Here is a 26624-nt window from a genome sequence, read left to right as displayed (position 1 = left end):
ATTATCCTTGTCTTTGTTTAAATCTAGGATTCTTTTTGTTAATAACGTATAATCTTCCTTTTCTACGCACAATCTTACATTCTGCGCTTCTTTTCTTTACTGATGTTCTTACTTTCATTTTTAAATAACTTTAGTATCTGTAAGTGATTCTTGCTTTAGACAAATCATAAGGACTCATTTCTAGTTTTACTTTGTCACCAGGTAACAATTTAATGTAATGCATACGCATTTTTCCAGAGATGTGTGCGATAACGATATGTCCGTTTTCTAATTCTACACGGAACATAGCATTTGATAATGCTTCAATTATTGATCCGTCTTGTTCTATTGCTGATTGTTTTGCCATAAAAATTAAGCTACTGCTTTTCTATTTTTACCACTTTTCATTAAACCATCATAATGCTTATTCAATAAATAAGTGTTTATTTGTTGAATAGTGTCGATTGCAACTCCTACCATAATAATCAAAGAAGTTCCGCCATAGAACATAGCCCAAGATTGTTGAACACCAATACTTACTACTAAAGCTGGGAACACAGCAATTAATGCAAGGAATAATGCGCCTGGAAATGTTATTAATGACATGATTTTATCTAAAAAATCTGAAGTTTCAACACCTGGCTTAATACCTGGAATGAATCCACCACTTCTCTTTAAATCATCTGCCATTTTATTTGTAGGAACTGTAATTGCTGTATAAAAGAATGTAAAGATAAGGATTAATAAAGCAAATACTAAATTATACCAAAATCCGAACATATTACTAAACGCACCTGCAATTGATTGCGATGTTTCTGACTGAGATAAACCAGCTAAAGCTGCAGGGATAAACATAATTGCTTGCGCAAAAATGATCGGCATAACACCTGCTGAATTAAGTTTTAATGGAATCCATTGTCTGTTTCCACCTAACATATCTTGTTCGAAATCACCTGCATTCGTTCTTCTTGCATATTGCACTGGAATTTTTCTAATTGCCATTACTAAAAGTACGCAAGCTATAATAACAAGCATCCAAACAATAATTTCAATAGCAATTAGCATCAAACCTCCGTTAGCTCCTTCCATTCTTGAAGTAACCTCTTGTAAAAATGCTTCAGGCAATCTTGCAAGAATTCCAACCATAATCAATAATGAAATACCATTTCCAATCCCTTTATCAGTTATCTTTTCTCCCAACCACATTGCAAAAATTGTACCTGTGGTTAAAATTAAAACTGATGAAAATAAGAATGAAAACGAATCAAAACCTAACAAAAATGCACTATTAGGGATAGTTCTGTACAAGTTATAGATATAACCTGGACCTTGAAGAAGTGTAATTCCGATTGTTAACCAACGTGTTATTTGGTTAATTTTCTTTCTTCCACTTTCACCATCCTTTTGTAATTTTTGCAAGTAAGGAATTGCTATTCCCATTAACTGAACTACAATTGAAGCAGAAATGTAAGGCATGATACCTAATGCGAAAACAGATGCTTTAGAGAATGAACCTCCAGTAAACATATCAAGAATAGATCCTATTCCTTCTTTTGTTTGTCCTTCAAGCCCAGCCAATTGAGTAGCATCGATTCCAGGTAAAGTTACGTGAGCGCCAAAGCGATAAATAACTAATAAACCAAGAGTCCAAAGAATTCTATTCTTTAACTCCTCAATTTTCCAAACATTTCTAAACGATTCAATAAAATTCTTCATAAAGTCAGAATATTATAATGTTACTGCTTCTCCACCCGCTGCTTCAATTGCAGCTTTTGCAGTAGCAGTAAATTTGTGAGCAGTTACTTTTAATTTTGCTTTTAATTCTCCTCTACCCAAAATCTTCACTAATTCAGATTTGGTAGCTAAACGGTTTTCAACTAATACTGAGAAATCTACAGTATCGGTTACAATTCCGTTATCAACTAAAGCTTGTAGCGTATCAAGATTTACACCTTGATGCTCAATTCTATTAACATTTGTGAAACCAAACTTAGGTACACGTCTTTGAAGTGGCATTTGCCCTCCTTCAAAACCAATTTTCTTAGAATAACCAGAACGAGATTTTGCTCCTTTGTGACCTCTTGCAGAAGTACCACCTTTACCAGAACCTTCTCCTCTACCTAATCTTTTGTTTTGATTGTGCGTAGAACCTTCAGCAGGTTGTAAGTTACTTAAATTCATAACTATAAATTGTTATTTAACTTCCGTTACGGAAACTAAGTGTTTAACTTTATTGATCATTCCAAGGATAGTTGGGTTTGAATCATGTTCTACAACTTGATTCATTTTTTTTAAACCCAAAGCCTCTAAACCTCTTTTTTGTGTAAGAGGACAGTTGATTTTACTTCTAACTTGTTTTACTAATAATTTAGCCATAATTTCCTTGAATTAACCTTTAAAAACTTTCTCTAAAGAAACACCTCTTTGTTTTGCAACAGTGTAAGCGCTTCTCATTTGTAGTAATGCATCAAAAGTTGCTTTCACCACGTTGTGTGGATTAGAAGACCCTTGAGATTTTGATAATACGTCGTGAATACCTACTGATTCTAATACTGAACGAACAGCACCACCAGCAATAACTCCTGTACCATGAGATGCAGGCATTAAGAATACACGAGCTCCACCAAATTTACCTTTTTGTTCGTGAGGAACAGATTGTCCACTTAAAGGAATTCTTACTAGATTTTTCTTAGCATCTTCTACTGCTTTCGCAATTGCTTCAGAAACGTCTTTAGATTTTCCTAATCCGTGACCAACTACTCCATTTTCATCACCTACAACAACAATTGCAGAAAAGCCAAAAGCTCTACCACCTTTTGTTACTTTGGTAACACGATTTACACTAACCAAACGATCTTTTAATTCAAGACCACTAGGTTTTACTAATTCTACATTTTTATATTTAGACATAATATATTAGAATTTAAGTCCAGCCGCTCTTGCGCCTTCTGCTAATGATTTAATACGACCGTGATATAAATAACCTCCTCTATCGAAAGTTACTGTATCGATACCGGCTTGTAACGCTTTTTCTGCAACTAATTTTCCAACTAGTGTAGCAACTTCTACGTTTGTTCCTTTAGAATCTACTCCTTTATCTCTAGATGAAGTAGCTAATAGAGTAACACCATTGACATCGTCTATGAGCTGAGCATAGATTTCTTTGTTACTTCTGAATACAGAAAGTCTTGGTCTTGCAGCAGTACCGCTTACAATCTTTCTTATTCTATACTGGATTCTCTGTCTTCTTTCAGATTTTGTTAATGACATAATCTATATTTTTAAGCTGATTTACCTGCTTTTCTTCTTAATACTTCACCTACAAACTTGATACCTTTTCCTTTATATGGTTCTGGTCTACGGAAATTTCTAATTTTCGCAGTGATAGCACCTAAAAGTTGTTTATCATAAGATGTAAGTTTTACGATAGGGTTCTTACCTTTTTCTGAAATTGTTTCCAAAGTAACCTCTGGCGCAACTTCTAAAACGATATTATGAGAAAATCCTAAAGCTAAATCAAGTTTTTGACCTTGATTTGAAGCTCTGTATCCCACACCCACAAGCTCTAATTCTTTAGTGAAACCAGTAGATACACCAATAATCATGTTATTGATTAATGATCTGTATAAACCATGTTTAGCTCTTTGGTCTTTGTGATCTGATGATCTCTCAACAATTACTTGACCTTCTTCAATTTTAACAGTTACGTCCGAAAACTCCTGTGTAAGTTGACCTAATTTTCCTTTAACTGTAACCACTCCTTCTGCTACTTCAACAGTAACTCCGGCAGGGATTGCAACTGGATTTTTACCTATTCTTGACATCGTTTAGCTTTTAATTAGTATACGTAACAAATTACTTCTCCACCAACATTTAATTGCTTAGCTTGTTTTCCAGTCATCAATCCTTTTGATGTAGAAACAATAGCAATACCTAAACCATTTAAGATTCTTGGTAATTTAGAAGCACCTGCGTACTTACGTAAACCTGGTTTACTAATTCTTTGGATATCTTTAATTACTGGCTCTTTAGTATCTTTATCATACTTTAAAGCAATTTTGATTGAACCCTGAACGGTGTTGTCTTCAAATTTGTAACTTAAGATATATCCTTGATCGAATAAAATCTTTGTGATTTCTTTTTTAAGATTAGATGCTGGAATCTCAACCACTTTGTGGTTAGCTCTCACTGCATTTCTAACTCTCGTAAGATAATCTGCAATTGGATCTGTATACATATTTATAAAATTTTGGCGACGGTTTTCAGAAGAACTATTCCGCTGAACCTGAAGCCATTAAACTCATTTTTTAAAGCAGATAATTGTACGTTACCGGCTAAAAGCTGGCAAATGTACAATTATCTGCTCAAATAAACTAACTACCAGCTAGCTTTTTTTACTCCTGGAATTAATCCTTGGTTAGCCATTTCACGGAATGTTACACGTGAAAGACCGAATTGACGCATATAACCTCTTGGTCTACCTGTCAATTTACAACGATTGTGTAAACGAACTGGTGAAGCATTTTTAGGTAATTTCTGTAAACCTTCATAGTCTCCAGCTTCTAATAAAGCTTTTCTCTTTTCAGCATACTTAGCTACCGTTTTTTCTCTCTTAACCTCGCGGGCTTTCATTGATTCTTTAGCCATGTCTTAATTCTTTTTAAAAGGTAAACCTAATTCTGCTAATAATGATTTTGCTTCTTTATCAGTGCTTGCTGAAGTTACAAAAGTAATATCCATACCTGAAATTTTGTTTACTTTATCAATATCAATTTCTGGGAAAATGATTTGCTCCAAAACTCCTAAGTTGTAATTTCCTCTTCCATCAAATCCAGTAGCTTTGATTCCGCTAAAGTCTCTTACACGAGGTAAAGCTGAAGTAATAAGTCTATCTAAAAACTCATACATTCTTTCTCCACGTAAAGTAACTTTTGCTCCAATCGGCATTCCTTTTCTTAGTTTGAATGACGCTACGTCTTTTTTGGAAATTGTAGCTAAAGCTTTTTGACCAGTAATTTTAGTTAATTCATCTACTGCGTAGTCAACTAATTTTTTATCTGATACAGCTGCACCAACTCCACGGCTAATAACGATTTTTTCAAGTTTAGGAACTTGCATTACGTTTTTGTAACCGAACTCTTCTTTAAGAGCAGCGATAACTCTGCTCTTGTATTCCTCTTTTAGTCTAGGGATATATGCCATAACTATAATACTTGATTTGATTTTTTAGAAAATCTCACTTTCTTATCTCCTTCTACTCTAATTCCAGTTTTTGTAGCTTCTTTAGATTTTGGATCTATTAAAGCTAAATTAGAAATATGAATAGGAGCTTCTTTCTTAACGATTCCACCTTGAGGGTTTTTAGCACTTGGTTTCGTATGTTTTGAAACCATGTTAGCACCTTCAACGATCGCTTTATTTTTCTCACGGTCAACTCTAAGAACTTTACCTTCTGTACCTTTGTGGTCTCCAGCAATAACTCTTACTACATCGCCTGATTTAATTTTTAACTTTGTCATCATTAATCGAATTAAAGCACTTCTGGTGCTAATGATACAATTTTCATGAATTGTTTTTCACGAAGTTCTCTGGCAACCGGACCAAAAACACGAGTTCCTCTCATTTCTCCAGCAGCATTCAACAATACGCAAGCGTTATCGTCAAATCTGATATAAGATCCATCAGCTCTTCTCACTTCTTTTTTGGTACGTACAACAACTGCAGTAGAAACAGCACCTTTTTTCACGTTTCCGTTTGGTGTTGCATCTTTAATTGACACTACAATTTTATCTCCAACAGAGGCATAACGACGTTTCGTTCCTCCTAAAACACGGATAGTCAAAACCTCTTTTGCTCCTGTGTTATCTGCTACTTTTAATCTTGATTCTTGTTGTACCATAATTACTTAGCTCTTTCAATGATTTCAACTAATCTCCAACATTTCAACTTAGATAAAGGTCTTGTTTCCATGATCTTTACTGTATCACCAATGTTACAGTCGTTTGTTTCGTCGTGTGCAACATATTTCTTAGTTTTTAACACGAACTTACCATACATTGGATGCTTTACTCTTCTTGTTTCAGAAACAACAATAGATTTCTCCATTTTGTTGCTAGTAACTACACCAATTCTTTCTTTTCTTAAATTTCTTTTATCTTCCATCTTTCAGCAGATTACAATTCTCTTTTGCTTAATTCAGTTGCCAATCTTGCTACCGCTCTTCTCATTGTTCTAATTTGAAGAGGGTTTTGAATTGGTGAAATAGCGTGAGCGGTTTTTAATTCAGCGTATGTTTTCTTTACTTCACTAAGTCTAACTTGTAACTCAGCTGTAGACAGACTAATAATTTCTGATTGTTTCATAATTTTATGTATATTATGCTTCGAAATCTCTAGCGACAACAAACTTAGTTTTTACTGGAAGCTTTTGAGCCGCAAGACGTAATGCCTCTTTTGCAACTGACAAAGGAACTCCTCCAACTTCAAACATAATTTTTCCGGGTTTAACAACGGCAGCCCAATATTCAACGGCACCTTTACCTTTACCCATACGTACCTCAAGAGGTTTCTTTGTTATAGGTTTGTCTGGAAATACATTAATCCATAGTTGTCCTTCTCTTTTCATGAAACGAGTTGCAGCAATACGTGCAGCTTCAATTTGACGTGAAGTTAAAAACATACCATTTTCATGTACAGATTTAATTCCAAACATTCCACTTGAAAGCATGTGTCCTCTTTGAGAAACACCTTTCATTCTACCTTTTTGTACCTTACGGTATTTTGTTCTTTTAGGCTGTAACATTTTTCTTTAATTTAAAAAATTACTTTCTTTTACGTGCATCTGGTTTACCACCTTTGTTGTAAGGTTTTCTATCTCCTCTTGGAGAGTCTCCACCTTTTCCACCAGAAGCTTGTTTTTTATCCATTCCAACTAGTGGAGATAAATCACGTTTTCCGTAAACCTCACCTTTCATGATCCATACTTTGATTCCCATTCTACCATAAGTAGTATGAGCTTCTCCAAGTGCGTAATCAATATCAGCTCTGAAAGTTGACAAAGGAATTCTTCCCTCTTTAAAACCTTCTGAACGTGCCATTTCAGCACCATTCAAACGACCAGAAATCAAAACTTTAATACCTTCTGCATTCATACGCATTGCTGCTGCGATAGCCATTTTAATAGCTCTTCTGTATGAAATACGGCTTTCGATTTGACGAGCGATACTTGTTGCAACTAAATAAGCGTCTAACTCAGGTCTTTTAATTTCAAAGATGTTGATTTGAACTTCTTTGTCTGTAATTTTCTTAAGTTCTTCTTTCAACTTGTCTACCTCTTGTCCACCTTTTCCGATAATAATACCAGGTCTTGCAGTAGTGATAGTAACGGTTACAAGTTTTAAAGTTCTCTCGATAATTATTTTTGATACACTAGCTTTTGATAAACGAGCATGAATATACTTTCTGATTTTATAATCTTCAGCGATTTTATCACCGTAATCATTTCCACCATACCAGTTTGAATCCCATCCTCTGATGATACCAAGTCTGTTTCCTATTGGATTTGTCTTTTGTCCCATCTTAATTAATTGCTTTGTGTGTTATCATTAGCTCCTAACACGATTGTTACGTGGTTTGAACGTTTTCTTATTCTGTGTGCTCTTCCTTGTGGAGCTGGACGAAGTCTTTTTAACATCATTCCACCATCAACACGGATTTCTTTTATAAACAAGCCTGCTTCTGAAACATTTCCTTCAGCATTTTTCTGCTCCCAATTGTTGATTGCAGATAATACTAATTTCTCTAATTTTCTTGAAGCTTCTTTTGAGCTAAATCTTAATATATTTAAAGCTCTTTCCACTTTCTGACCTCTTACCAAGTCTGCTACTAAGCGCATTTTTCTAGGTGAAGTAGGGCAGTTATTCAATTTTGCAAAAGCTATAGACTTGTTAGCCTCTTTTCTTGCGTCTGCTGTTTCTCTTTTACGAACTCCCATTGCTTCTTATTTTTTACCTTTGTTTTTTGCTCCAGCGTGACCTCTAAATGATCTTGTTGGTGAAAATTCTCCTAATTTGTGTCCTACCATGTTCTCAGTTACATAAACTGGAACAAATTGACGACCATTGTGTACTGCGATAGTTTGTCCTACGAAATCAGGAGTAATCATAGATGCTCTAGACCAAGTCTTAACAACACCTTTGTTTCCTTTTTCAATATTTTCTTGAACTTTCTTATCTAATTTGTAGTGTACAAAAGGTCCTTTTTTTAATGAACGTGCCATGTCTATCTAATTATTTCTTTCTGCGTTCAACAATATACTTATTACTCGGGTTAACTTTAGAACGAGTTCTATAACCTTTAGCAGGAAGACCTTTTCTAGAACGTGGATGACCTCCAGATGAACGACCTTCACCACCACCCATTGGGTGATCGACAGGGTTCATGGCTACTGGTCTTGTTCTTGGTCTTCTTCCTAACCATCTAGTTCTACCTGCTTTACCAGATACAATTAATTGATGATCAGAATTAGATACTGCTCCAATTGTAGCTGAACAAGTCAACAAGATTAATCTTGTTTCTCCTGATGGCATTTTAATTGTAGCATACTTTCCATCTCTTGCCATTAATTGAGCAAAAGTACCTGCACTTCTAGCAATAGTAGCTCCTTGTCCTGGACGTAATTCAATACATGAAATTACAGTTCCTAATGGAATTTTACTTAATGGTAAAGTATTTCCAATTTCTGGAGAAGCTTCTTCGCCAGACACTACAGTTTGTCCAACTTGTAAACCATTTTGAGCAACGATATACGTTTTCTCTCCATCAGCATACCATAATAATGCGATAAAAGCAGTTCTGTTCGGATCGTACTCAATTGATTTCACTTTAGCTGGAACACCAACTTTAGTTCTTTTAAAATCAATGATACGATATCTTTGTTTGTGACCACCGCCTGTGTAACGCATGGTCATTTTTCCTTGACTATTTCTACCTCCTGAGTTTTTTATCGGTGCGATCAATGAACGCTCCGGCTTATCAGTTGTAATGGCGTCAAAACCATTAACAACTCTAAAACGCTGACCCGGGGTAATAGGTTTTAATTTTCTTACTGACATCTTAATTTATTAGATATTGTTGTAAAAATCTATTGTTTCTCCTTCTTGTACTTGTACAATTGCTTTTTTGTAAGCATTTGACTTTCCACTTATTAAACCACTTTTAGTGTATTTAGTAGTTCTATCTGGTCTAACATTCATTGTATTAACACTAACGACTGATACTCCATAAGTTGCTTCAACAGCTTTCTTAATTTGTACTTTGTTAGCTTTTTTATCTACAACGAAACCAAAACGATTGAAAATCTCACCATCTTTGGTGATTTTTTCTGTAATAATAGGCTTAACTATGATACTCATGGCTTGTTATTTACTTAAATTTTCTTCAATTCCTTCTAAAGAACCTTCTAAAAGCACTAAATTATTCGCGTTTAATATTGCGTAAGTGCTTAATTCTGAGTTAGTTACTACGTTAGAAGCTTTTAAATTGCGTGACGACAAATATACATTTTTATTTGAATCACCCAACACAAATAGAGATTTTTTATTTTCTAACCCTAAAGCACTTAAAACTGATAAAAAGTTTTTAGTGTTTGGAGCGTCAAAAGTAAAATCTTCTACTACTACTATATTTGATTCTTTCGCTTTTAAAGAGAAAGCAGATTTTCTTGCTAAACGCTTTAAGCTTTTGTTCAATTTGAAAGAATAGCTTCTTGGTCTTGGACCGAAAACTGTACCTCCACCTTTGAACAATGGATTTTTTGCACTACCAGCACGAGCAGTACCTGTACCTTTTTGCTTCTTAATTTTACGAGTACTTCCAGCAACTTCAGCTCTTTCTTTAGCTTTATGAGTTCCTTGTCTTTGATTAGCAAGATATTGCTTAACATCAAGATATACCGCATGTTTATTTGGCTCTATACCGAATACTGAATCAGAAAGTTGAACTTTTCTCCCAGTATCTTTTCCTTTGATATCTAAAACTTTTACTTCCATTACTTGTGAATGATTACATAAGAGTTTTTGCATCCAGGAATAGCTCCTTTAACAACAAGTAGATTCTTTTCAGCAACTACTTTCAAAACTCTAAGATTTTGAACTTTAACATTATCACCACCCATTCTTCCAGCCATACGCATTCCTTTGAATACACGTGATGGATAAGAAGATGCTCCAACTGAACCTGGTGCTCTTAAACGGTTGTGTTGACCGTGTGTTGCTTGTCCAACACCACCAAAACCGTGACGTTTAACAACACCTTGAAAACCTTTACCTTTTGATACACCTTGTACATCAACAAATTCTCCTTCGCTGAAAACATCAACAGTGATGCTATCACCAAGTTTAAACTCTCCTTCAAAACTTTGGAATTCAACGACTTTCTTTTTTGCAGAAGTACCAGCTTTTTTAAAGTGACCTAAGTCAGCTTTAGTGGCGTGTTTTTCTGTTTTGTCATCGAAACCAAGTTGTAAGGCTTCATACCCGTCAACCTCATTGGTTCTGACTTGGGTAACGACACAAGGTCCAGCTTCGATTACTGTACAAGGAATGTTCTTCCCGTTCTCGTCGAAAATGCTAGTCATGCCGATTTTTCTTCCAATTAACCCAGACATAGTAAACTAATTATTAATTAATAAATTGATTTTTATTCATAAAGAATTAAGTATTAGAATAATTAATACTCTAATACTTAAGACTATTATTTTTTAAAGTACTTAAACTTTGATTTCTACTTCTACACCACTTGGCAACTCTAATTTCATTAAAGCGTCAATAGTTTTTGAAGATGAACTGTAAATATCGATTAGTCTTTTGTAAGACATAACTTCAAATTGTTCTCTCGATTTTTTGTTAACGTGAGGAGAACGTAATACAGTAAATATTTTTTTGTGAGTTGGTAACGGAATAGGACCGGTTACAACAGCACCTGTACTTTTTACAGTTTTTACAATCTTTTCAGCAGATTTATCTACCAACATGTGATCGTAAGATTTTAATTTTATTCTAATTTTTTGACTCATCTTGATAAATATTATGCGTTTCCTTTTGCTTTTTTGATAACTGCTTCAGATATATTTGAAGGTGTTTCTGCATAGTGAGAAAATTCCATAGTAGATGTTGCTCTACCTGATGAAAGTGTTCTTAATGTAGTAACATAACCAAACATTTCTGATAATGGAACGTCAGCTTTAATAGTTTTAGCTCCATTTCTATCTCCCATGTCATTTACTTGACCTCTTCGACGGTTGATATCACCAACGATATCTCCCATGTTTTCTTCAGGTGTAATAACTTCCATTTTCATAATCGGCTCAAGAATAATTGCTCCTGCCGCTTTTGCTACTTCTCTATAACCCATTCTAGCTGCTAATTCGAAAGAAAGAGCATCTGAATCGACTGGGTGGAAAGATCCGTCAGTTAAAGTTACTTTCAAGCTATCTACTTGGTATCCTGCTAAAGGACCAGTTTTCATTGCTTCACGGAAACCTTTTTCAACAGATGGAATATATTCTTTAGGAACGTTACCACCTTTCACAGCATTTATAAATTGCAATCCTACAGGAACTTTACCATCAACTGCATCTGCTGGCTCAAGTGTAAATACGATATCACCGAATTTACCACGACCTCCAGATTGTTTTTTGTAAGTTTCTCTATGTGTTGCAGTTTTTGTGAAAGCTTCTTTGTATTCTACTTGAGGCTCACCTTGGTTTACTTCAACTTTGAATTCACGTTTCATTCTATCTACAAGGATGTCTAAGTGTAACTCACCCATTCCTGAAATGATAGTTTGACCTGAAGCTTCATCAGTTCTAACTGTAAATGTTGGATCTTCTTCAGCTAATTTTGCTAAAGCCATACCCATTTTATCAACGTCTGCTTTAGTTTTTGGCTCAATAGCGATACCAATTACTGGTGCAGGGAATTTCATTGACTCAAGAATAATTGGGTGTTTTTCATCACACATTGTATCTCCAGTCTTGATATCTTTAAATCCAACTGCTGCTCCAATATCTCCAGCTTCGATATAATCGATTGGATTTTGTTTGTTAGCGTGCATTTGGTAGATACGAGAAATTCTTTCTTTGTTACCTGAACGTGTGTTCAAGATATATGAACCAGCATCTAAACGACCTGAGTATGCACGGAAGAAAGCTAAACGACCAACATAAGGGTCAGTAGCAATTTTAAATGCTAAAGCTGCGAACGGCTCTTTTACATCAGGACGACGTAAGATTTTCTTTTGATCTTCTTCTAATAATTCAGCATCATCAGGGTGAATTCCTTCGATACCTTCTTTATCTAATGGAGATGGTAAATATTTACAAACTGCATCTAACATGAATTGAACTCCTTTATTTTTGAAAGAAGAACCTGCAATCATAGGAATGATAGCCATGTCAATTGTAGCTGCTCTTAAAGCGTTATTGATCTCATCTTCTGTGATAGAGTCTGGATCTTCCATGTATTTATCAAGAAGATTTTCATCATAATCAGCAACTGCTTCAATAAGGATATCTCTGTATTCTTTAACTTCTGCAACCATATCAGCAGGAATCTCAACAATATCAAAAGTTGCTCCTTGAGTTTCATCATGCCATACAATAGCTTGATTTTTCACTAAGTCAACAACTCCTCTAAAGTCATTTTCCTCACCAATTGGCAAAGTAATCGCAACAGCGTTAGACTTTAACATGTCTCTAACTTGTTGACAAACCATTAAGAAGTTAGAACCTTGACGGTCCATTTTGTTTACGAATCCCATACGAGGAACTCTGTATTGATCAGCAAGTCTCCAGTTAGTTTCAGATTGTGGCTCAACACCATCAACAGCACTAAACAAGAAAACTAAACCATCAAGTACACGTAATGAACGGTTTACCTCTACGGTAAAGTCAACGTGTCCAGGAGTATCAATAATATTAAAATGGTAATCTACCGAATTTGGTAATGGTTTACCTTGTTCTGTTGGAAAACTCCATTCACAAGTTGTAGCAGCAGAAGTAATTGTGATACCTCTTTCTTGCTCTTGCGCCATCCAGTCCATTGTTGCAGCACCATCGTGTACTTCACCAATTTTGTGTGATTTTCCTGTGTAGAACAAAATACGTTCTGTAGTGGTAGTTTTTCCAGCATCAATGTGAGCTGCAATACCAATATTTCTAGTTAATTTTAAATCTCTAGCCATTTCTTATGAATTAAAATCTAAAATGTGAGAATGCTTTATTTGCTTCAGCCATTTTATGAGTATCCATTCTCTTTTTAACTGCAGCACCTTCTTCTTTAGCCGCAGCTAAGATTTCGCCTGATAGTTTTTGAGCCATAGATTTTTCATTTCTTCTACGAGCATAAAGAAGCATCCACTTCATTGCCATAGAGATTTTTCTGTCTGGACGAATTTGCATTGGAATTTGGAATGTAGCTCCACCAACTCTACGACTACGTACTTCTACGTGAGGCATAACGTTAGTTAACGCATCTTTCCATACTTCTAATGATGATTTCTCGTCATTATTCTTTTTTGCTTCTACGATATCCATTGCATCGTAAAACACTTTAAACGCTGTAGATTTTTTACCATCCCACATCAAGTTGTTCACGAAACGTGTAACTAATTGATCGTTAAATTTTGGATCTGGTAAAAGTGGTCTTTTCTTTGCCGCTCTTTTTCTCATTTCTTCGTTTTTTTGTTACTGATTTTAATTTTTACATTAAAAACTAATAACTAGTTTAGATTTACTTTTTTGCTTCTTTTGGACGTTTTGCACCGTATTTAGATCTACGTTGTGTTCTTCCTGCTACACCAGATGTATCTAGCGCACCACGAACAATGTGGTATCTAACTCCTGGTAAATCTTTTACTCTTCCGCCTCGCACTAATACTATCGAGTGCTCTTGTAGATTGTGTCCTTCTCCTGGGATGTAAGCATTCACTTCATTTCCATTAGTCAAACGTACACGCGCAACTTTACGCATTGCAGAGTTTGGTTTTTTTGGAGTAGTAGTGTAAACACGCGTACAAACACCTCTTCTTTGAGGACAAGAATCTAAAGCAACCGATTTACTCTTCTTAGTGATTTGAGTTCTTCCTGTTCTTACTAATTGTTGAATTGTTGGCATAATTAAATACTAATTTTTCTTTTATTTATTAAATCCCCACTTTTTAGGGGTTGCAAATGTAGTAATTATTTTCTAATAAAAAAATCATAATTAATTAATTTTTTTACGAACTAATTATTTGTTTTTTAATGCAATAAAGAATAGCCGCTATTAAATTTCTGTTTTAAATTTAATCTTCAGTTTTAGGGCTATTTCAACACAATTCTTTAACAGAATTTATTTTATATGAAATACTGGTTTTTTGCGTTATTTTTACAACGTTAACAAAAATTAAAATAATTTACTATCTAGCCCTGATGCAAGGGAAAAGCTCCCGATTTTTTATCGGGACTTTGGAAAGGCAGCAGGAATATGGATTACTGATAAAGCCCAAGCCATTCGCTCCTAATTATGAATAGATTTACTTTAACTTTCATGCTTTTAATTTGCCTTACTAGTTTTGGGCAAAAGAATATGCATTTGAAAATTATTGGCGCGAATGATAAACAAAATAAGGTTATTGATTCGATTACTTATTCTAAATCGTTTAGTAATGCAAAAGGCGTGGCTGATGAAACTATTTTATTTTCGGATAAACTGTTGAAATTAGGTTTTTTAGAACAGCAAATTCTTGAAAGCGACAAACAAAATGATAGCACTTTTTTATACAAATATGATATTGGTAAGAAAACTAATTTTATACATATATATATAGGTGAAAAAAAATCTGGTGAAATTGAAAATCTTTTTGATACGAAAAGTGATACTTTGAAACTTCCTTTTCAAGAGAGTGAATCGTTTTTAAATGCTATTGTCAAGAAACTTGAAGTGAAAGGTTTTTCGATGGCAAAGGTGAAATTGGTTAATGTGAAAAACAAAAATGGTTTTGTTACTGCCGATTTGAATATTGCTACTGAACAAAAACGGCAACTGAACGATATTGTAATTAATGGTTACGACAAATTCCCAGAAGGTCACAAGAAGAATTTAAAACGAATGTACCGCAATAAGGTTTTTAATCAGCAGAATTTGGAGAAACTTTATAAAGACATTGAGCAATATCGATTTGTAAAACAGACGAAATATCCTGAGATTTTATTTACCAAAGATTCTACGAAAGTGTATGTTTATTTGGAAAAGGCTAAAGCAAATACGTTTGATGGTTTTATTGGATTTTCTAACGACGAAAATTCGAAAGTAATTTTTAACGGATATTTAGACTTGACTTTGAACAACATTTTGAACTCTGGCGAAAAGTTGGCATTGTACTGGAAAAGCAATGGCGAAGATCAAAAGACGTTTAATCTTGGCGTAGAACTTCCATATATTTTCAAAAGTCCTATTGGGTTGAAAGCGCAATTGAATATTTTCAAACAAGACAGCACGTTTCAAAATACGCAAACCTCGATAGATTTGGGTTACTACTTTAATTACAATACGCGATTGTATTTGGGTTATCAATCGGCAGAATCGAGTGATATTAATAATGTGAATACTTCAACTTTAAGTGATTTTGAAAACCAATTTATAACATCAACTTTTGAGTTTGTTAATTTTAAACCAGACGATTTTTTATTTCCCGAAAAAAGTAATTATGTCATTAAACTTGGAACCGGAAAACGTGAATCGCAGTTTCAAAGTAACAATCAGTTTTTTGGAAGTTTGAATTTAAAACACAATTTTTATCTCAACAATAAAAACGTTGTCAATATTAAAAGTCAGAATTTTTATTTGCAAAGTGAAGAATATATTATTAACGAATTGTATCGATTTGGAGGAATAAATTCTATTCGTGGATTCAATGAAAATAGTTTGCAAGGCAATGTCTTCTCCTCTATTTTGACCGAATATCGCTATATACTTTCGTCCAATATTTATGTGCATTCTATAATTGATTACGCCTATTATCAAGATAAAACTACTAATATAAAGGACAATTTGCTCGGACTTGGTTTTGGCTTTGGATTGCTTACCAAAAACGGACTTTTCAACTTAGTTTACGCCAATGGAAGCACGAAAGATCAAGCCATAAAACTATCCAATTCTATTGTACATATTAGTTTGAAAGCAACATTTTAAACTCTTAACCATTTAAACTTTTAAACCTTCCCAAAAAAGTTTACCTTTGCGCCATGGAAAAAGAAAACCAAATCTTCGGAATTAGAGCGATTATTGAAGCGATCAACGCAGGAAAAGAAATCGATAAAGTGTTTGTTCAAAGCGATGCGCAAAGCGAATTGATGCAGGAATTGATGAAAGCGATGAAAAAAAACAGCATCAATTTCTCGTACGTTCCGGTAGAAAAATTAAACCGATTAACTCCTAATAATCATCAAGGCGCGGTGGCAACCATTGCTCCTATTTCTTTTGTAAAACTTGAAACTTTGGTTGACAGCGTTGTAGAAAGCGGAAAAATGCCGTTGTTTTTAATCCTTGACCAATTGAGCGATGCTAGAAATTTTGGTGCCATAATTAGAACTGCAGAATGTACTGGAGTTGATGGAATTATAGTTCAAAAAACAGGTTCGGCACCAGTAAATGGTGATACTGTTAAAACATCAGCTGGTGCGGTTTTTAATGTGCCAATTTGTAAAGTAGACCATATTAAAGACGCGATTTTTTACCTTCAAGGAAGCGGAATAAAAACCGTTGCGGCAACCGAAAAAACCGAAGATAACATTTATGACATTGCTCTAAACGAACCAATTGCCATCATTATGGGAAGCGAAGACCGCGGAATCAATCCATCGGTTTTGAAAATTGTTGATGCTAAAGCTAAGTTACCAATGTTTGGAACTATCGGTTCGCTGAATGTTTCTGTGGCTTGCGGAGCTTTTTTGTATGAAGCAGTTAGACAACGTCAATAAACAAGATAAATTAGGAGCGAATGGCTTGTGCATTCTTGTAATCCATGTTCCTGCTTTTCGCTGCAATAAAAAACCTTTCTGAAACCCAGAAAGGTTTTTTATTTTCTCTACAATCAGGGCTAGTTAGCTAATCTTTTTAATGTTTGTTATCGTCAGTCGCTTCCCTAAAAACATAAACATACTTCACAGGTTCGAGACGTGTTTGTTCTTCTTCAACTTCTAAAATCTCTTCAGGTTTTGGTGGATTTACGAAGTTGCCGTTTTCATCAAATCGTTTCATAAAAGCATCTTCTTCTGGATTGAAATCGGGTTTTTCCCATTCATATTGTATATCTTTTTTGTAGTCTGGAGTTTTAAATTTTACTGCAAAAACAAATCCGGTTAGTAATCCCGCAAGATGTCCTTCCCACGAAATTTTGTGATCTACATCGGGAAAAACATACCAAATCATTCCGCCGTATAAAACTACAACGGCAAGCGACAAAGCCATTAATCTGTAATATTGTGTCATCATTCCTTTAAAGAAAATGAAGGAAACTAAAACATAAATTAATCCGCTTGCGCCAATATGATAAGATTCTCGACCAATAATCCAAGTGATAATTCCTGAAAAAAATATTCCATATACCAACACTTTTAGCGAAACTTCTCTGTAAAAATAAATCAAAGCGGTTGTTAAAATAAAAAGTGGCAAGGAATTATTGGCAATATGGCTCAAATCGCCATGCAAAAACGGACTAAAAACCACGCCTTGCAAACCAGATAAAGTTCTTGGTAGAATTCCGTGTGTGTTTAAATGAAGATTAAACGAATTGTCTACGTAAAAAACAAACCAAATTACAACCAAGAAAAACGATGGAATTATCCATGTTGCTGGTGAAAATTTAAAATGATTAAGTTCGTTAGTGTGTCTCATAGTGACATTGTGGTTATCAAAAATACAACCAATAATTATTTAATGCTATTTTGTCAGAATTTCTATTTTACGAAATGTTGTTTTGAAAATTGATTTATGCAAAAATGGAAAACTATTTAGCCCTGATTGCAGTGGCACGAAGTAGAACGGAAAGCAGGAAAACGGATTGCAAAAAAAGACCGAACCATTCGCTCCAAAAAAAAATTAAATCCGTAATTTTACCACATGGAAGCACCTTTAGCCGAACGCATTCGTCCGCAGAAATTAGAAGATTACATTAGTCAGTTGCACTTGGTTGGACCGAGCGGTTCGTTGACCCAACAGATTGCTCGTGGTGTTATTCCGTCAATGATTTTTTGGGGTTCGCCTGGAACTGGAAAAACGACTTTGGCACAGATTATTGCTAAGCAAAGTAATCGTCCGTTTTATGAATTGAGTGCGATAAATAGTGGCGTAAAAGACATTCGCGACGTGATTGAAAAGGCGAAACAAAGTGGCGGATTGTTCACCGCTAAAAACCCAATTTTGTTTATTGATGAGATTCATCGTTTTAGTAAATCGCAGCAAGATTCGCTTTTGGCAGCGGTTGAAAAAGGTTGGGTTACATTGATTGGAGCTACGACTGAAAATCCGAGTTTTGAGGTTATTCCGGCGTTATTGTCACGTTGTCAGGTTTATGTTTTAAATCCGTTTTCTAAGGAAGATTTGATGGCACTTTTGGAACGAGCGATGAAATTAGACACTATAATTTCGTCTAAAAAAATAAAAATCAAAGAATCGGAGGCTTTATTGCGACTTTCTGGTGGCGATGGACGCAAACTATTAAATATTTTTGAACTTGTTGTAAACGCAAGCCCTGAAGGTCAAATTTTGATTACCAATGAAAAAGTTTTGGAATTGGTGCAACAAAATACAGTATTGTATGACAAAACTGGTGAGCAACATTATGATATTGTTTCGGCTTTTATAAAATCAATTCGTGGAAGTGATCCAAATGGAGCAGTTTATTGGTTGGCTCGAATGATTGAAGGTGGCGAAGATGTGAAATTTATAGCCAGAAGAATGTTGATTTTATCGAGTGAAGATATTGGAAATGCCAATCCGACGGCTTTTATCATGGCAAATAATACGTTTCAAGCAGTTGCAACAATTGGTTATCCAGAGAGTAGAATTATTTTGAGTCAATGTGCGGTTTATTTAGCAACTTCTCCAAAAAGTAATGCCAGTTATATGGCAATTGGCGAAGCACAAGCTGTTGTGAAACAAACTGGCGATTTACCAGTTCCAATTCATTTACGAAATGCGCCGACTAAATTAATGAAAGAATTGGGTTATGGAGACGAATACCAATATTCTCATAATTATGCCAATAATTTTAGCGAACAAGAATATTTACCTGATGCAATTAGGGAAACTAAGTTCTACGATCCAGGAAGTAATTCTAGAGAAAATGGAACGAGAGAATTTTTAAAAAATCGTTGGAAAGATAAGTATAATTATTAGTGTTCAATGCTCAGTGTTCAGTTTAGAATTTTACCTCTACTTTTTCTGAAACTAATTTATCGTTTTGATAATATTCAAAAAACCATTCGTTGTTTTTTGAAATTAAAACTCCGTTAAGGTTTCCTTTCACAGCAGTAAAATAATCTTTAACAGATGTTTTGTATATTTTGTAAATCACTTTAGGCTCAGTGTCAATAAGTTGAAATCCATTTGCAATTGGCTGTGCGTATAAAGTTGACACTGAAACTTTTGGTGCAGTTGCAGCAACTCCTTGAGCTGCTTTCTCTTCAACAACAACTGCTTTTTCTTCTTTAATTGAAGCTTGAGCTGGTTCGCCAATCATTTCTAAACTTTTTTGCGAAGGTTGATAAACATGTGATTTCAAAACTTCAAAATTATCGAATGCCATTCTAAGCGCTTGATTATAAGCAACTTTATATTCTTTTTCACGGCTTTTACCTTCTTCTGACGTATATAAAATGTTATTCTTACAATCTTTCAAAACAATTTTTAATTTTGTTGACATCATTGTATTATTTGCAACAATATCAACATAAACTTTATTGCAATTATCCATTGCAAACTCTGTTGGAAGAATTTCAGAATCTAAATAAGTTTCAAAACCATATTTTTCCATGAACATTTTAGTCAACGTATTCATTCGATACAAATCGGCTGTTTTTAAAAAACTAAATTTTGCAGGAACTAAAGCATACTTATAATTGTTTAAATCTTGAGCAAAACTGTTGAAAGTAATCACAAAAAGCACGATAATTGAAAGTATTTTTTTCATCTATAATAAATTTTTAAGTTCTGTTAAATGAGTAACGGATGGAACGGTTAAAGGTACTTCTTTTTTTTCGGGATTGAAAAAAATGGCAGAAATTCCAAAATCTAATGCGCCTTTTACATCGGCATCGATGCAATCGCCAATCATTATAGCGTTTTGTTTTTCGGCTTTTGCCAAATTTAAAGCATGCTCATAAATTTTGGGATTTGGTTTTTTTACGCCGGCCATTTCAGAGTTGGTAATGGTTTCGAAATAATGTGAAATTCCAGAGTTATTGATTTTTTTATATTGTACTTCGGCAAAACCATTGGTTATAATATGCAGATTGTATTTTGCATTTAAATACTCTAAAACTTCTTTTGCTCCTTCAAATAAAATATTATTTTCAGGAAGAAACGTTATATAGTCTATGGAAATTTGATTAATTTGTTCATCAGAAATTGAATAATTCAAACTGTCGAATGAATCTTTCAATCGCCTGTAGCGTAATTCTTCGTGAGTAATCTTATCAAATTGATACAATTTCCAACATGCTTGATTGATTGGAGCATAAATTTCAACAAAAGATTTGGTATCAATTGGATGATAATTTTCTTTAAAAATTTTATCAAAAGCCAACTCCGAATTTTTATCAAAATCCCACAGTGTATGATCTAAATCAAAAAAAACATCGGTAATTTTATCTTGAAACATTTAATCTCCTTTTACAATTACGGCATTATCCAAGTTATAAATCCAATCGTCAACATCGTCTTCGTTGTATCTAAAAGTTCCTTCTATGGTTACATATTGATCGGTTTTTAGTTTAGGAGTTCCGTTTTTAAAATGCAAACCAACGATAGATTCTGGACCCGATTTTCCGCAGAAAAAGCAAGATGCAAATACGTTTTTACTTAACGCGTAACTTTTATTATCAATAGGAACAATGAAACCCGAAATGTAAACTTTCTTTTTTCCTCTCAATTTTACTTTATCATTGACAACCGGAAACTGAACTTCACCATATTTAGGATGTTTCTTCAAATTGAATTTAATTTCTCCTAATAATTTCCAAGTGATTGTATCTCCAGCAACAACTTTTGAAATTGCTGTTGAATCCAAAATAGACTTTTCTTTATCAGAAAAACTAAAAAATAATAAAGCTGAAAATAAAACGATGACTAATTTAATCTTGTTATGCATTTGCTAATGTTTTTGATATATTTAATTGATATGCTTTTATTGCCGGAATTAACGCAGCGATGATTCCTACTACTAATGTTGCAATTAATAAAATGGATTCTTTTTCCCAAACAATTTCCATTGGATTGAATGCCATTTTAAAATCGTCTTCGGCAGAATTAGAAATAAATCCTAATGCAAACCTACCAAAAATTGTTCCAAATAAAAATCCAACGAAGCATAAAATAAGACTTTCTATCAGAATTAATGATAAAAGTTGAAATCTACTTGCGCCGTTAATTCGCATTAAGGCAAACTCATATTTTCGTTCTTTCAATCGATTGTAAAGCGCGATAAAAATGGATATTCCAGAAATCAACATAATAGCATAAGCCAAATATTCCAACGCTTTCAAACCTATTCCAAACAAACTAAAAATTCTATTTACTTCAATTGCTGGCGATGCTGCTTGCATTTTAGTGTTTTGAGCAATAATTCTTGGCCACATTACAATACCCATTTTATTTCTAAACTTTAATAAAACGGCGGTAATTTCCATATTGGGTTCGTTCAAAGTTATGTCATCCTCGTGATGTTCGTGCTCGTCTTCTTTATGAACGTGACCTTCTTCTCCATGAGCCGGATTTTCGTCTTCATGATTTCCATGCATTTGCCAAACACTAGGAATGTTTGAAAGAATTAGATTGTCAATTACGCTTCCTGTTGGAGACGCAATTCCTGTAATTTTATAATCAATATGTTCGTGAACTTCTCCTTCTTTTGCATCACCATGAGTTCCGTGAAACGTGTCGCCAATTTTTAACTTCAATTTTTGAGCCACTTCACTTCCTACAACGACTTCAAAATTTTTATCAAATAATTTACCTTTCGAAATTTTGGCTTTGTACTTATCTAAATAATCCGAATTGGTTCCAACGATTTTAAATCCGCGGTAATTATCACCAAATGCCAACGGAATTGCCTTCTCAATAAACGGATGATTCATCCACACTTTAGCGGAATCATAACTGATATTTCCTGTTGGATTATCAATATGATACACCGATGAAAGTATCAATTGCATCGGACTACCTTGAGCACCAAGAACCAAATCAACACCGTCAATATTACTTGAGAATTTCTCTTCAAATTGTTTTTGCAACAAAATTAAAACTGTAATTATCGCTACACTTGAGGATAATAAAATAATACTTAAAAGTGTATTTAACGGTTTGAACCAAATGTTTCTCCAAGCTAGTTTTGCTATCATCTTAGTTGAGATTTATTTGGTTAGTAAATTTATTTTTCAATCTAGAATCGTGGGTTACAATTACCAATGCCGCTTTGTATTCTTTAGATAATTTTTCTAATAAATCGGCAACTTTAAAGGCATTTTCATCATCTAAACTTGATGTTGGCTCATCTGCCAAAAGTAATTTTGGTTCGTTTATTAATGCTCTTGCAATGGAAACACGTTGTTGCTGACCGATACTTAATTGTGAAGGTAATTTGTGTTTTTGATTTTCTAAATCCAATTCGGCTAACAGTTTTTCAGCTTTTAGAATTGCTTTTTTTCCTGTTGCTAACCACGAAGCTAAGACAACATTTTCAAGAACTGACATTGACGCAATGAAATGTGATTGTTGTAATATCAAGCCGATATTTTTTCCTCTAAATTGATCTAATTTTTTCTCTGAAAGCGAACTAATATTAGTGTTTTCAATTGAAATTTCGCCGTTTTTTGGACGTAACAAACCTGCTAAAAGATGCAGCAAAGTAGTCTTTCCTTTTCCTGAATTTCCCGTAATTAAAAGTACGTCAGAAGCATTACATTTTAACTCGGGAAAGGTAAATTGTGTTTCTTTATTGTAAAAAAAAGTTACGTTTTTTGTTTGAAGCATGAATAAAAAATTATGCCGCAAGTTACTCAAACAAAATCGTTTATTTTCTTACTATTTTCTTAAAATATTCCGTTGTCTTGAAAACTATAATAACCACTTTCGGTGATAATAATATGATCTAGAATCAAAATTTCTAATTGTTCTCCTGCAAGTTTCAGCCTTTTTGTAATTTCAATATCAGCTTGGCTAGCCGCTAATTTTCCTGATGGATGATTGTGAGTGAGAATTATTGAAGTGGCGTTTTGTTCGAAAGCTGTTTTAAAAACAATTCTACTATCTACAACTGTTCCTGTAATTCCACCTTTAGAAAGTTGCGCTTTGTGAATTACTTTATTGGAATTATTGAGGTATAAAATCCAAAATTCTTCGTGTGGTAATTCCCCAATTATGGGTTGCATGATTTCGAAAACTGCTTTACTTGAACTTATTTTTTTCAGTTCTTCTGCATCTTCCGATCTACGTCTTCGTCCTAATTCTAAAGCTGCTGCGATTGCAATGGCTTTTGCCTCACCTATTCCTTTAAATTCGGTAAGTTGCGCAATGGAAAGTTTTCCTAGTTGATTCAAATTATTGTTTGCGGAAGCTAAAATACGTTGACATAACTGAACCGCGCTTTCATTTCGTGAGCCTGAACCAATTAATATTGCAAGTAATTCGGAATCGGATAAGGAAGATTTTCCTTTTAGCAGAAATTTTTCTCTTGGGCGATCGTCTTCAGCCCATTGATTTATTGGTGTGTACATAACTATTTGGCTTTTATTATAATACAAATTAAATTAATTTTTTAATCAGTTCAAAATAAAATGAATACAATTTTCGTTTGAATAAAAAACATCAATGAAACTACTTCCCTTTTTACTCTTAATTGGCTTCTCTTTTGGATGCAAAGAATCTGATAAATTAGCATCGAATACTACTGAATCAAGTTCAATGGTAATTGAAAATCCGATTACTTTTCAGGAGAAATTGTCCAATGCAGCCATTTCTATAATTGATGAAACGATTCAATACGATCCAAGTTATATTGGCATAAAATATCCAAATGGTGATGTTCCTAAAAATAAAGGTGTTTGTACCGATGTGGTTATTCGCGCTTACAGAAAACTTGGGATTGATTTGCAAAAGGAAGTCCACGAAGATTTGAAAGCCAATTTTTCGTTATATCCAAATTTAAAAAAATGGGGTTTGAAAAAACCCGACACCAATATTGATCACAGAAGAGTTCCCAATCTTGAAGTTTTCTTTACTCGAAAAGGTAAAAAATTGGAAGTTTCAAATAATGCAAACGATTATAAAACTGGCGAAATTGTAACTTGGATGATTAACGGAAAATTACCTCATATCGGAATTGTAACTCATAAAAAATCAGCAGATGGAAAACGACCGCTTTTAGTTCACAATGTTGGTGGCGGACAAGTTCTTGAAGATTGTTTATTTAGTTATGAAATTGTTGGGCATTTTAGCTATGGAAAGTAAAAGTATTGAGATTCCTATGAAATGACAAACTATGCGCAATCTTGTCATTCCGTAGGAATCTTTTATTTAAAATGCTCATTCCAAAATTCTAAACTTGGATTAATTTCCTTTATCAAATTCAATTTCTTTTCTCTTGAAAGATTCTTTATTTCCTTTTCCCTTTCAATTGCTAATTGAATCCATCCAAACTTTTAGTAATAAATTAAAAAATGAGCATTATATCTCGCTGTAAAACTATTTGGATTAAATTTACTCTCATGTTGATGCAAACGTAATTTTATATTATTAGTACACCAGTATATAAAACCGTTTTGTTTTTATTAGTCAAAATGTAAACATAAAATGTATAAATTCCTTCTGTGTATTCAATCATAATTACGTACTTAAAATGAGATTCCTACGGAATGACAAACTGTGCGTGAAATCTTTTGTGTAAAAACTAGTGAGATTCCTTCGAAATGACAAAACCAATCTTACCTCATCAATTCCTTAACCTCATCAAAATTCAATCCGCCATAATTTCCTGAACTCATTAATAGTAATGCTGAATTATCGAAATTTTGACTGAATAAGAAATTCTTAAAATCGGCTGGATTGGTGTAAATAATTAAATCTTCTCTTTGAAACGATTGTGCAATTTGGTCGTAAGTTACTTCTTCTAGTTGCTTAATTTTTACTGCATCTGGTGAATAGAAAACTACTGCAACATCGGCTGCGTCAAGTGCGTTTTGATATTCTTTTAGAAATTCGGCGTTCAAACTACTGTAAGTGTGTAGTTCTAAACACGCAATTAATGTTCTATTTGGATATTGATTTTTAACCGCTTTGGTAGTTGCCGATACTTTGCTTGGTGAATGTGCAAAATCTTTGTAAGCTACTTTTCCTTTTCCTTCGGCAATTTTTTCTAGACGTTTACTTGCGCCTTTAAAACTGGCAATGGCTTCGTAGAAATCGGCTTCGTCAACGCCCATATTTTGGCAAATCCATTTTGCACCAGCAAGATTGTTTAAGTTGTGAGCGCCAAAAACTTCTATTGGCATTGGTCCTTCTGGAGTTTCTAACAATGTTGTTCCGTCTTCAACTGAATAGTTTGGTGTTGCATACGGTAAACGTCTTATGGTATTTGTAGTTTCTTCGGCTACTTTTTTAACGGTTTCGTCTTCTTCATTATACACAAGAATTCCACCTTTAGTAATTTGATTTACGAAAATTTCAAATTGTTCTACATAGTTTTCAAAGGTTGGAAACACGTTAATATGATCCCAAGCAATTCCAGAAAGTAATGCAATATTGGGTTGATACAAATGAAATTTCGGTCGTCTGTCTATTGGAGATGATAAATATTCATCGCCTTCCAGAACAATAAAGTCGTTGGTTTCTGTAAGATGAACCATCGTATCAAAACCTTCTAATTGCGCGCCAACCATATAATCGACTTCAATATTATGATAATGCATTACGTGCAAAATCATTGAAGTTATGGTTGTTTTTCCGTGTGAACCTCCAATAACCACTCGGGTTTTATTTTTAGATTGTTCGTATAAAAATTCGGGATACGAATAGATTTTTAAACCTAATTCTTCGGCTTTCAACAACTCTGGATTGTCTGCTTTGGCGTGCATTCCTAAAATGATTGCTTCAATATCTGAAGTAATTTTTTCGGGAAACCAGCCCATTTCAATTGGTAGCAAACCTTTCTTTTCTAAACGTGATTTTGATGGCTCAAATATAGCGTCGTCGCTTCCTGTAACTTGATATCCTTTATTGTGTAATGCTATTGCAAGATTGTGCATGGCTGCTCCGCCGATTGCTATGAAATGTGTTCTCATTTTTTATAGTTAGAAGATGGGAGTTAGAAGTTGGAAGATAAAAACCCAAC

General features: G+C 34.1%; 39 protein-coding genes. 4 read left to right on the top strand and 35 right to left on the bottom strand.

Annotated elements, in window-relative coordinates:
• Position 1: 1 nt before the first annotated feature.
• The 27 genes from ykgO to rpsL form a co-directional block, all read right to left on the bottom strand.
• On the bottom strand, positions 2-118 hold the full coding sequence (ykgO, locus tag LG45_RS16265; RefSeq protein ID WP_081932050.1) for a type B 50S ribosomal protein L36: 117 nt from the start codon (positions 116-118) through the stop codon (positions 2-4).
• Between the two features lie 12 nt (positions 119-130).
• A complete protein-coding gene (infA, locus tag LG45_RS07020; RefSeq protein ID WP_007136545.1) occupies positions 131-346 on the bottom strand; it encodes a translation initiation factor IF-1 in 216 nt (71 codons plus the stop codon).
• A 5-nt stretch (positions 347-351) separates the two neighbouring features.
• The gene (secY, locus tag LG45_RS07015; protein WP_035125666.1) at positions 352-1695 is read right to left on the bottom strand and encodes a preprotein translocase subunit SecY; all 1344 of its coding nucleotides are present in this window, start codon (positions 1693-1695) and stop codon (positions 352-354) included.
• 12 nt (positions 1696-1707) lie between these two features.
• Positions 1708-2160 carry a 50S ribosomal protein L15 gene (rplO, locus tag LG45_RS07010; RefSeq protein WP_035125665.1) on the bottom strand — a complete coding sequence of 151 codons (453 nt, stop codon included), beginning with the start codon at positions 2158-2160 and terminating at the stop codon, positions 1708-1710.
• Positions 2161-2172: 12 nt separating this feature from the next.
• Positions 2173-2355, bottom strand: coding sequence for a 50S ribosomal protein L30 (gene rpmD / locus LG45_RS07005; RefSeq protein WP_035125664.1), 183 nt, complete (start codon positions 2353-2355; stop codon positions 2173-2175).
• A gap of 12 nt (positions 2356-2367) precedes the next feature.
• Positions 2368-2892 carry a 30S ribosomal protein S5 gene (gene rpsE, locus LG45_RS07000; protein WP_089046918.1) on the bottom strand — a complete coding sequence of 175 codons (525 nt, stop codon included), beginning with the start codon at positions 2890-2892 and terminating at the stop codon, positions 2368-2370.
• 3 nt (positions 2893-2895) lie between these two features.
• Complete coding sequence (gene rplR, locus LG45_RS06995) at positions 2896-3249, bottom strand: 50S ribosomal protein L18 (protein ID WP_035125662.1); 354 nt, start codon at positions 3247-3249, stop codon at positions 2896-2898.
• 11 nt (positions 3250-3260) lie between these two features.
• Positions 3261-3803 carry a 50S ribosomal protein L6 gene (rplF, locus tag LG45_RS06990; protein WP_035125661.1) on the bottom strand — a complete coding sequence of 181 codons (543 nt, stop codon included), beginning with the start codon at positions 3801-3803 and terminating at the stop codon, positions 3261-3263.
• Between the two features lie 14 nt (positions 3804-3817).
• Entirely contained in the window at positions 3818-4216 is a 399-nt protein-coding gene (gene rpsH, locus LG45_RS06985; protein WP_035125660.1) for a 30S ribosomal protein S8, read from the bottom strand.
• A gap of 140 nt (positions 4217-4356) precedes the next feature.
• Positions 4357-4626 carry a 30S ribosomal protein S14 gene (gene rpsN, locus LG45_RS06980; RefSeq protein WP_035125659.1) on the bottom strand — a complete coding sequence of 90 codons (270 nt, stop codon included), beginning with the start codon at positions 4624-4626 and terminating at the stop codon, positions 4357-4359.
• A 3-nt stretch (positions 4627-4629) separates the two neighbouring features.
• Positions 4630-5181 (bottom strand): 50S ribosomal protein L5, encoded by a 552-nt coding sequence (gene rplE, locus LG45_RS06975; protein ID WP_035125658.1) that lies wholly within the window; start codon positions 5179-5181, stop codon positions 4630-4632.
• Between the two features lie 2 nt (positions 5182-5183).
• A complete protein-coding gene (gene rplX / locus LG45_RS06970) occupies positions 5184-5498 on the bottom strand; it encodes a 50S ribosomal protein L24 (RefSeq protein ID WP_035125657.1) in 315 nt (104 codons plus the stop codon).
• Positions 5499-5509: 11 nt separating this feature from the next.
• Entirely contained in the window at positions 5510-5878 is a 369-nt protein-coding gene (rplN, locus tag LG45_RS06965; protein ID WP_007803649.1) for a 50S ribosomal protein L14, read from the bottom strand.
• Positions 5879-5880: 2 nt separating this feature from the next.
• Positions 5881-6141 (bottom strand): 30S ribosomal protein S17, encoded by a 261-nt coding sequence (gene rpsQ, locus LG45_RS06960; RefSeq protein WP_035125656.1) that lies wholly within the window; start codon positions 6139-6141, stop codon positions 5881-5883.
• Positions 6142-6152: 11 nt separating this feature from the next.
• Complete coding sequence (gene rpmC / locus LG45_RS06955; RefSeq protein WP_035125655.1) at positions 6153-6341, bottom strand: 50S ribosomal protein L29; 189 nt, start codon at positions 6339-6341, stop codon at positions 6153-6155.
• Between the two features lie 13 nt (positions 6342-6354).
• The gene (rplP, locus tag LG45_RS06950) at positions 6355-6780 is read right to left on the bottom strand and encodes a 50S ribosomal protein L16 (protein ID WP_035125654.1); all 426 of its coding nucleotides are present in this window, start codon (positions 6778-6780) and stop codon (positions 6355-6357) included.
• 19 nt (positions 6781-6799) lie between these two features.
• Positions 6800-7555 (bottom strand): 30S ribosomal protein S3, encoded by a 756-nt coding sequence (rpsC, locus tag LG45_RS06945; RefSeq protein ID WP_035125653.1) that lies wholly within the window; start codon positions 7553-7555, stop codon positions 6800-6802.
• A 5-nt stretch (positions 7556-7560) separates the two neighbouring features.
• Positions 7561-7971: a 50S ribosomal protein L22 gene (rplV, locus tag LG45_RS06940; RefSeq protein WP_035125652.1), complete on the bottom strand. Its 411-nt coding sequence runs from the start codon at positions 7969-7971 to the stop codon at positions 7561-7563.
• A gap of 6 nt (positions 7972-7977) precedes the next feature.
• Complete coding sequence (gene rpsS, locus LG45_RS06935) at positions 7978-8256, bottom strand: 30S ribosomal protein S19 (protein ID WP_014085019.1); 279 nt, start codon at positions 8254-8256, stop codon at positions 7978-7980.
• Between the two features lie 10 nt (positions 8257-8266).
• Complete coding sequence (gene rplB / locus LG45_RS06930) at positions 8267-9091, bottom strand: 50S ribosomal protein L2 (protein WP_035125651.1); 825 nt, start codon at positions 9089-9091, stop codon at positions 8267-8269.
• A 9-nt stretch (positions 9092-9100) separates the two neighbouring features.
• Positions 9101-9391: a 50S ribosomal protein L23 gene (rplW, locus tag LG45_RS06925; protein WP_035125650.1), complete on the bottom strand. Its 291-nt coding sequence runs from the start codon at positions 9389-9391 to the stop codon at positions 9101-9103.
• A 6-nt stretch (positions 9392-9397) separates the two neighbouring features.
• On the bottom strand, positions 9398-10027 hold the full coding sequence (gene rplD, locus LG45_RS06920; protein WP_035125649.1) for a 50S ribosomal protein L4: 630 nt from the start codon (positions 10025-10027) through the stop codon (positions 9398-9400).
• The gene (gene rplC / locus LG45_RS06915; protein ID WP_035125648.1) at positions 10027-10644 is read right to left on the bottom strand and encodes a 50S ribosomal protein L3; all 618 of its coding nucleotides are present in this window, start codon (positions 10642-10644) and stop codon (positions 10027-10029) included. The genes rplD and rplC overlap by 1 nt, the downstream gene beginning before the upstream one ends.
• A 102-nt stretch (positions 10645-10746) precedes the next feature.
• Positions 10747-11052, bottom strand: coding sequence for a 30S ribosomal protein S10 (gene rpsJ, locus LG45_RS06910; protein WP_035125647.1), 306 nt, complete (start codon positions 11050-11052; stop codon positions 10747-10749).
• 11 nt (positions 11053-11063) lie between these two features.
• Positions 11064-13220 (bottom strand): elongation factor G, encoded by a 2157-nt coding sequence (gene fusA / locus LG45_RS06905; RefSeq protein ID WP_035125646.1) that lies wholly within the window; start codon positions 13218-13220, stop codon positions 11064-11066.
• A gap of 10 nt (positions 13221-13230) precedes the next feature.
• Complete coding sequence (gene rpsG / locus LG45_RS06900; protein ID WP_035125645.1) at positions 13231-13707, bottom strand: 30S ribosomal protein S7; 477 nt, start codon at positions 13705-13707, stop codon at positions 13231-13233.
• A 61-nt stretch (positions 13708-13768) separates the two neighbouring features.
• Positions 13769-14152, bottom strand: coding sequence for a 30S ribosomal protein S12 (rpsL, locus tag LG45_RS06895; protein ID WP_007136570.1), 384 nt, complete (start codon positions 14150-14152; stop codon positions 13769-13771).
• Between the two features lie 390 nt (positions 14153-14542).
• Here rpsL and LG45_RS06890 point away from each other — a divergent pair, with 390 nt between their 5' ends.
• The gene (locus LG45_RS06890) at positions 14543-16210 is read left to right on the top strand and encodes a BamA/TamA family outer membrane protein (RefSeq protein WP_035125644.1); all 1668 of its coding nucleotides are present in this window, start codon (positions 14543-14545) and stop codon (positions 16208-16210) included.
• Positions 16211-16263: 53 nt separating this feature from the next.
• A complete protein-coding gene (rlmB, locus tag LG45_RS06885; RefSeq protein WP_035125643.1) occupies positions 16264-16998 on the top strand; it encodes a 23S rRNA (guanosine(2251)-2'-O)-methyltransferase RlmB in 735 nt (244 codons plus the stop codon).
• Positions 16999-17134: 136 nt separating this feature from the next.
• Here rlmB and LG45_RS06880 read toward each other — a convergent pair whose 3' ends face one another.
• A complete protein-coding gene (locus LG45_RS06880) occupies positions 17135-17914 on the bottom strand; it encodes a rhomboid family intramembrane serine protease (protein ID WP_035125642.1) in 780 nt (259 codons plus the stop codon).
• Positions 17915-18139: 225 nt separating this feature from the next.
• Here LG45_RS06880 and LG45_RS06875 point away from each other — a divergent pair, with 225 nt between their 5' ends.
• Positions 18140-19417, top strand: coding sequence for a replication-associated recombination protein A (locus LG45_RS06875; protein WP_035125641.1), 1278 nt, complete (start codon positions 18140-18142; stop codon positions 19415-19417).
• A gap of 22 nt (positions 19418-19439) precedes the next feature.
• On the opposite strand, the gene LG45_RS06870 is transcribed toward LG45_RS06875, so the two are convergent.
• Genes LG45_RS06870 through radC form a run of 6 tightly spaced genes read right to left on the bottom strand, consistent with a single transcriptional unit; the run spans position 19440 to position 24012 of the window.
• Positions 19440-20210 carry a hypothetical protein gene (locus LG45_RS06870; RefSeq protein ID WP_035125640.1) on the bottom strand — a complete coding sequence of 257 codons (771 nt, stop codon included), beginning with the start codon at positions 20208-20210 and terminating at the stop codon, positions 19440-19442.
• The gene (locus tag LG45_RS06865; RefSeq protein ID WP_035125639.1) at positions 20211-20900 is read right to left on the bottom strand and encodes a YjjG family noncanonical pyrimidine nucleotidase; all 690 of its coding nucleotides are present in this window, start codon (positions 20898-20900) and stop codon (positions 20211-20213) included.
• Positions 20901-21389: a hypothetical protein gene (locus tag LG45_RS06860; RefSeq protein ID WP_035125638.1), complete on the bottom strand. Its 489-nt coding sequence runs from the start codon at positions 21387-21389 to the stop codon at positions 20901-20903.
• Complete coding sequence (locus tag LG45_RS06855) at positions 21382-22638, bottom strand: ABC transporter permease (RefSeq protein ID WP_035125637.1); 1257 nt, start codon at positions 22636-22638, stop codon at positions 21382-21384. The genes LG45_RS06860 and LG45_RS06855 overlap by 8 nt, the downstream gene beginning before the upstream one ends.
• 1 nt (position 22639) lies before the next feature.
• Positions 22640-23269 carry an ABC transporter ATP-binding protein gene (locus LG45_RS06850; RefSeq protein WP_035125636.1) on the bottom strand — a complete coding sequence of 210 codons (630 nt, stop codon included), beginning with the start codon at positions 23267-23269 and terminating at the stop codon, positions 22640-22642.
• Positions 23270-23328: 59 nt separating this feature from the next.
• A complete protein-coding gene (radC, locus tag LG45_RS06845) occupies positions 23329-24012 on the bottom strand; it encodes a RadC family protein (protein WP_035125635.1) in 684 nt (227 codons plus the stop codon).
• Between the two features lie 94 nt (positions 24013-24106).
• Here radC and LG45_RS06840 point away from each other — a divergent pair, with 94 nt between their 5' ends.
• Positions 24107-24745 (top strand): DUF1287 domain-containing protein, encoded by a 639-nt coding sequence (locus tag LG45_RS06840; RefSeq protein ID WP_035125634.1) that lies wholly within the window; start codon positions 24107-24109, stop codon positions 24743-24745.
• 473 nt (positions 24746-25218) lie between these two features.
• Here the strand turns inward: LG45_RS06840 and LG45_RS06835 are convergent, their stop codons facing one another.
• On the bottom strand, positions 25219-26574 hold the full coding sequence (locus LG45_RS06835) for a UDP-N-acetylmuramate--L-alanine ligase (RefSeq protein ID WP_035125633.1): 1356 nt from the start codon (positions 26572-26574) through the stop codon (positions 25219-25221).
• Positions 26575-26624 lie beyond the last annotated feature (50 nt).

Origin of the sequence: Flavobacterium aquatile LMG 4008 = ATCC 11947 (genome assembly GCF_000757385.1) — a bacterium.
Lineage (GTDB): Bacteria > Bacteroidota > Bacteroidia > Flavobacteriales > Flavobacteriaceae > Flavobacterium > Flavobacterium aquatile.
Note: the sequence above shows the minus strand (reverse complement) of the source record. Positions and strands in the feature narration are given on the sequence as shown.

Coding starts and splice junctions, on each gene's coding strand:
- infA (WP_007136545.1), bottom strand. CDS start 346: ATGGCAAAACAATCAGCAATAGAACAAGACGGATCAATAATTGAAGCA.
- rpmD (WP_035125664.1), bottom strand. CDS start 2,355: ATGGCTAAATTATTAGTAAAACAAGTTAGAAGTAAAATCAACTGTCCT.
- secY (WP_035125666.1), bottom strand. CDS start 1,695: ATGAAGAATTTTATTGAATCGTTTAGAAATGTTTGGAAAATTGAGGAG.
- fusA (WP_035125646.1), bottom strand. CDS start 13,220: ATGGCTAGAGATTTAAAATTAACTAGAAATATTGGTATTGCAGCTCAC.
- radC (WP_035125635.1), bottom strand. CDS start 24,012: ATGTACACACCAATAAATCAATGGGCTGAAGACGATCGCCCAAGAGAA.
- rplC (WP_035125648.1), bottom strand. CDS start 10,644: ATGTCTGGGTTAATTGGAAGAAAAATCGGCATGACTAGCATTTTCGAC.
- LG45_RS06860 (WP_035125638.1), bottom strand. CDS start 21,389: ATGCATAACAAGATTAAATTAGTCATCGTTTTATTTTCAGCTTTATTA.
- LG45_RS06865 (WP_035125639.1), bottom strand. CDS start 20,900: ATGTTTCAAGATAAAATTACCGATGTTTTTTTTGATTTAGATCATACA.
- rplB (WP_035125651.1), bottom strand. CDS start 9,091: ATGTCAGTAAGAAAATTAAAACCTATTACCCCGGGTCAGCGTTTTAGA.
- rplF (WP_035125661.1), bottom strand. CDS start 3,803: ATGTCAAGAATAGGTAAAAATCCAGTTGCAATCCCTGCCGGAGTTACT.
- LG45_RS06890 (WP_035125644.1), top strand. CDS start 14,543: ATGAATAGATTTACTTTAACTTTCATGCTTTTAATTTGCCTTACTAGT.
- rplN (WP_007803649.1), bottom strand. CDS start 5,878: ATGGTACAACAAGAATCAAGATTAAAAGTAGCAGATAACACAGGAGCA.
- LG45_RS06855 (WP_035125637.1), bottom strand. CDS start 22,638: ATGATAGCAAAACTAGCTTGGAGAAACATTTGGTTCAAACCGTTAAAT.
- rpsC (WP_035125653.1), bottom strand. CDS start 7,555: ATGGGACAAAAGACAAATCCAATAGGAAACAGACTTGGTATCATCAGA.
- ykgO (WP_081932050.1), bottom strand. CDS start 118: ATGAAAGTAAGAACATCAGTAAAGAAAAGAAGCGCAGAATGTAAGATT.
- rpsN (WP_035125659.1), bottom strand. CDS start 4,626: ATGGCTAAAGAATCAATGAAAGCCCGCGAGGTTAAGAGAGAAAAAACG.
- rpsQ (WP_035125656.1), bottom strand. CDS start 6,141: ATGGAAGATAAAAGAAATTTAAGAAAAGAAAGAATTGGTGTAGTTACT.
- LG45_RS06835 (WP_035125633.1), bottom strand. CDS start 26,574: ATGAGAACACATTTCATAGCAATCGGCGGAGCAGCCATGCACAATCTT.
- LG45_RS06880 (WP_035125642.1), bottom strand. CDS start 17,914: ATGAGACACACTAACGAACTTAATCATTTTAAATTTTCACCAGCAACA.
- rpsG (WP_035125645.1), bottom strand. CDS start 13,707: ATGAGAAAAAGAGCGGCAAAGAAAAGACCACTTTTACCAGATCCAAAA.
- rpsJ (WP_035125647.1), bottom strand. CDS start 11,052: ATGAGTCAAAAAATTAGAATAAAATTAAAATCTTACGATCACATGTTG.
- rplX (WP_035125657.1), bottom strand. CDS start 5,498: ATGACAAAGTTAAAAATTAAATCAGGCGATGTAGTAAGAGTTATTGCT.
- LG45_RS06870 (WP_035125640.1), bottom strand. CDS start 20,210: ATGAAAAAAATACTTTCAATTATCGTGCTTTTTGTGATTACTTTCAAC.
- rpsS (WP_014085019.1), bottom strand. CDS start 8,256: ATGGCACGTTCATTAAAAAAAGGACCTTTTGTACACTACAAATTAGAT.
- rpsL (WP_007136570.1), bottom strand. CDS start 14,152: ATGCCAACAATTCAACAATTAGTAAGAACAGGAAGAACTCAAATCACT.
- rplE (WP_035125658.1), bottom strand. CDS start 5,181: ATGGCATATATCCCTAGACTAAAAGAGGAATACAAGAGCAGAGTTATC.
- LG45_RS06875 (WP_035125641.1), top strand. CDS start 18,140: ATGGAAGCACCTTTAGCCGAACGCATTCGTCCGCAGAAATTAGAAGAT.
- rplV (WP_035125652.1), bottom strand. CDS start 7,971: ATGGGAGTTCGTAAAAGAGAAACAGCAGACGCAAGAAAAGAGGCTAAC.
- rplO (WP_035125665.1), bottom strand. CDS start 2,160: ATGAATTTAAGTAACTTACAACCTGCTGAAGGTTCTACGCACAATCAA.
- rplR (WP_035125662.1), bottom strand. CDS start 3,249: ATGTCATTAACAAAATCTGAAAGAAGACAGAGAATCCAGTATAGAATA.
- rplP (WP_035125654.1), bottom strand. CDS start 6,780: ATGTTACAGCCTAAAAGAACAAAATACCGTAAGGTACAAAAAGGTAGA.
- LG45_RS06840 (WP_035125634.1), top strand. CDS start 24,107: ATGAAACTACTTCCCTTTTTACTCTTAATTGGCTTCTCTTTTGGATGC.
- LG45_RS06850 (WP_035125636.1), bottom strand. CDS start 23,269: ATGCTTCAAACAAAAAACGTAACTTTTTTTTACAATAAAGAAACACAA.
- rpmC (WP_035125655.1), bottom strand. CDS start 6,341: ATGAAACAATCAGAAATTATTAGTCTGTCTACAGCTGAGTTACAAGTT.
- rlmB (WP_035125643.1), top strand. CDS start 16,264: ATGGAAAAAGAAAACCAAATCTTCGGAATTAGAGCGATTATTGAAGCG.
- rplW (WP_035125650.1), bottom strand. CDS start 9,391: ATGAGTATCATAGTTAAGCCTATTATTACAGAAAAAATCACCAAAGAT.
- rplD (WP_035125649.1), bottom strand. CDS start 10,027: ATGGAAGTAAAAGTTTTAGATATCAAAGGAAAAGATACTGGGAGAAAA.
- rpsH (WP_035125660.1), bottom strand. CDS start 4,216: ATGTATACAGATCCAATTGCAGATTATCTTACGAGAGTTAGAAATGCA.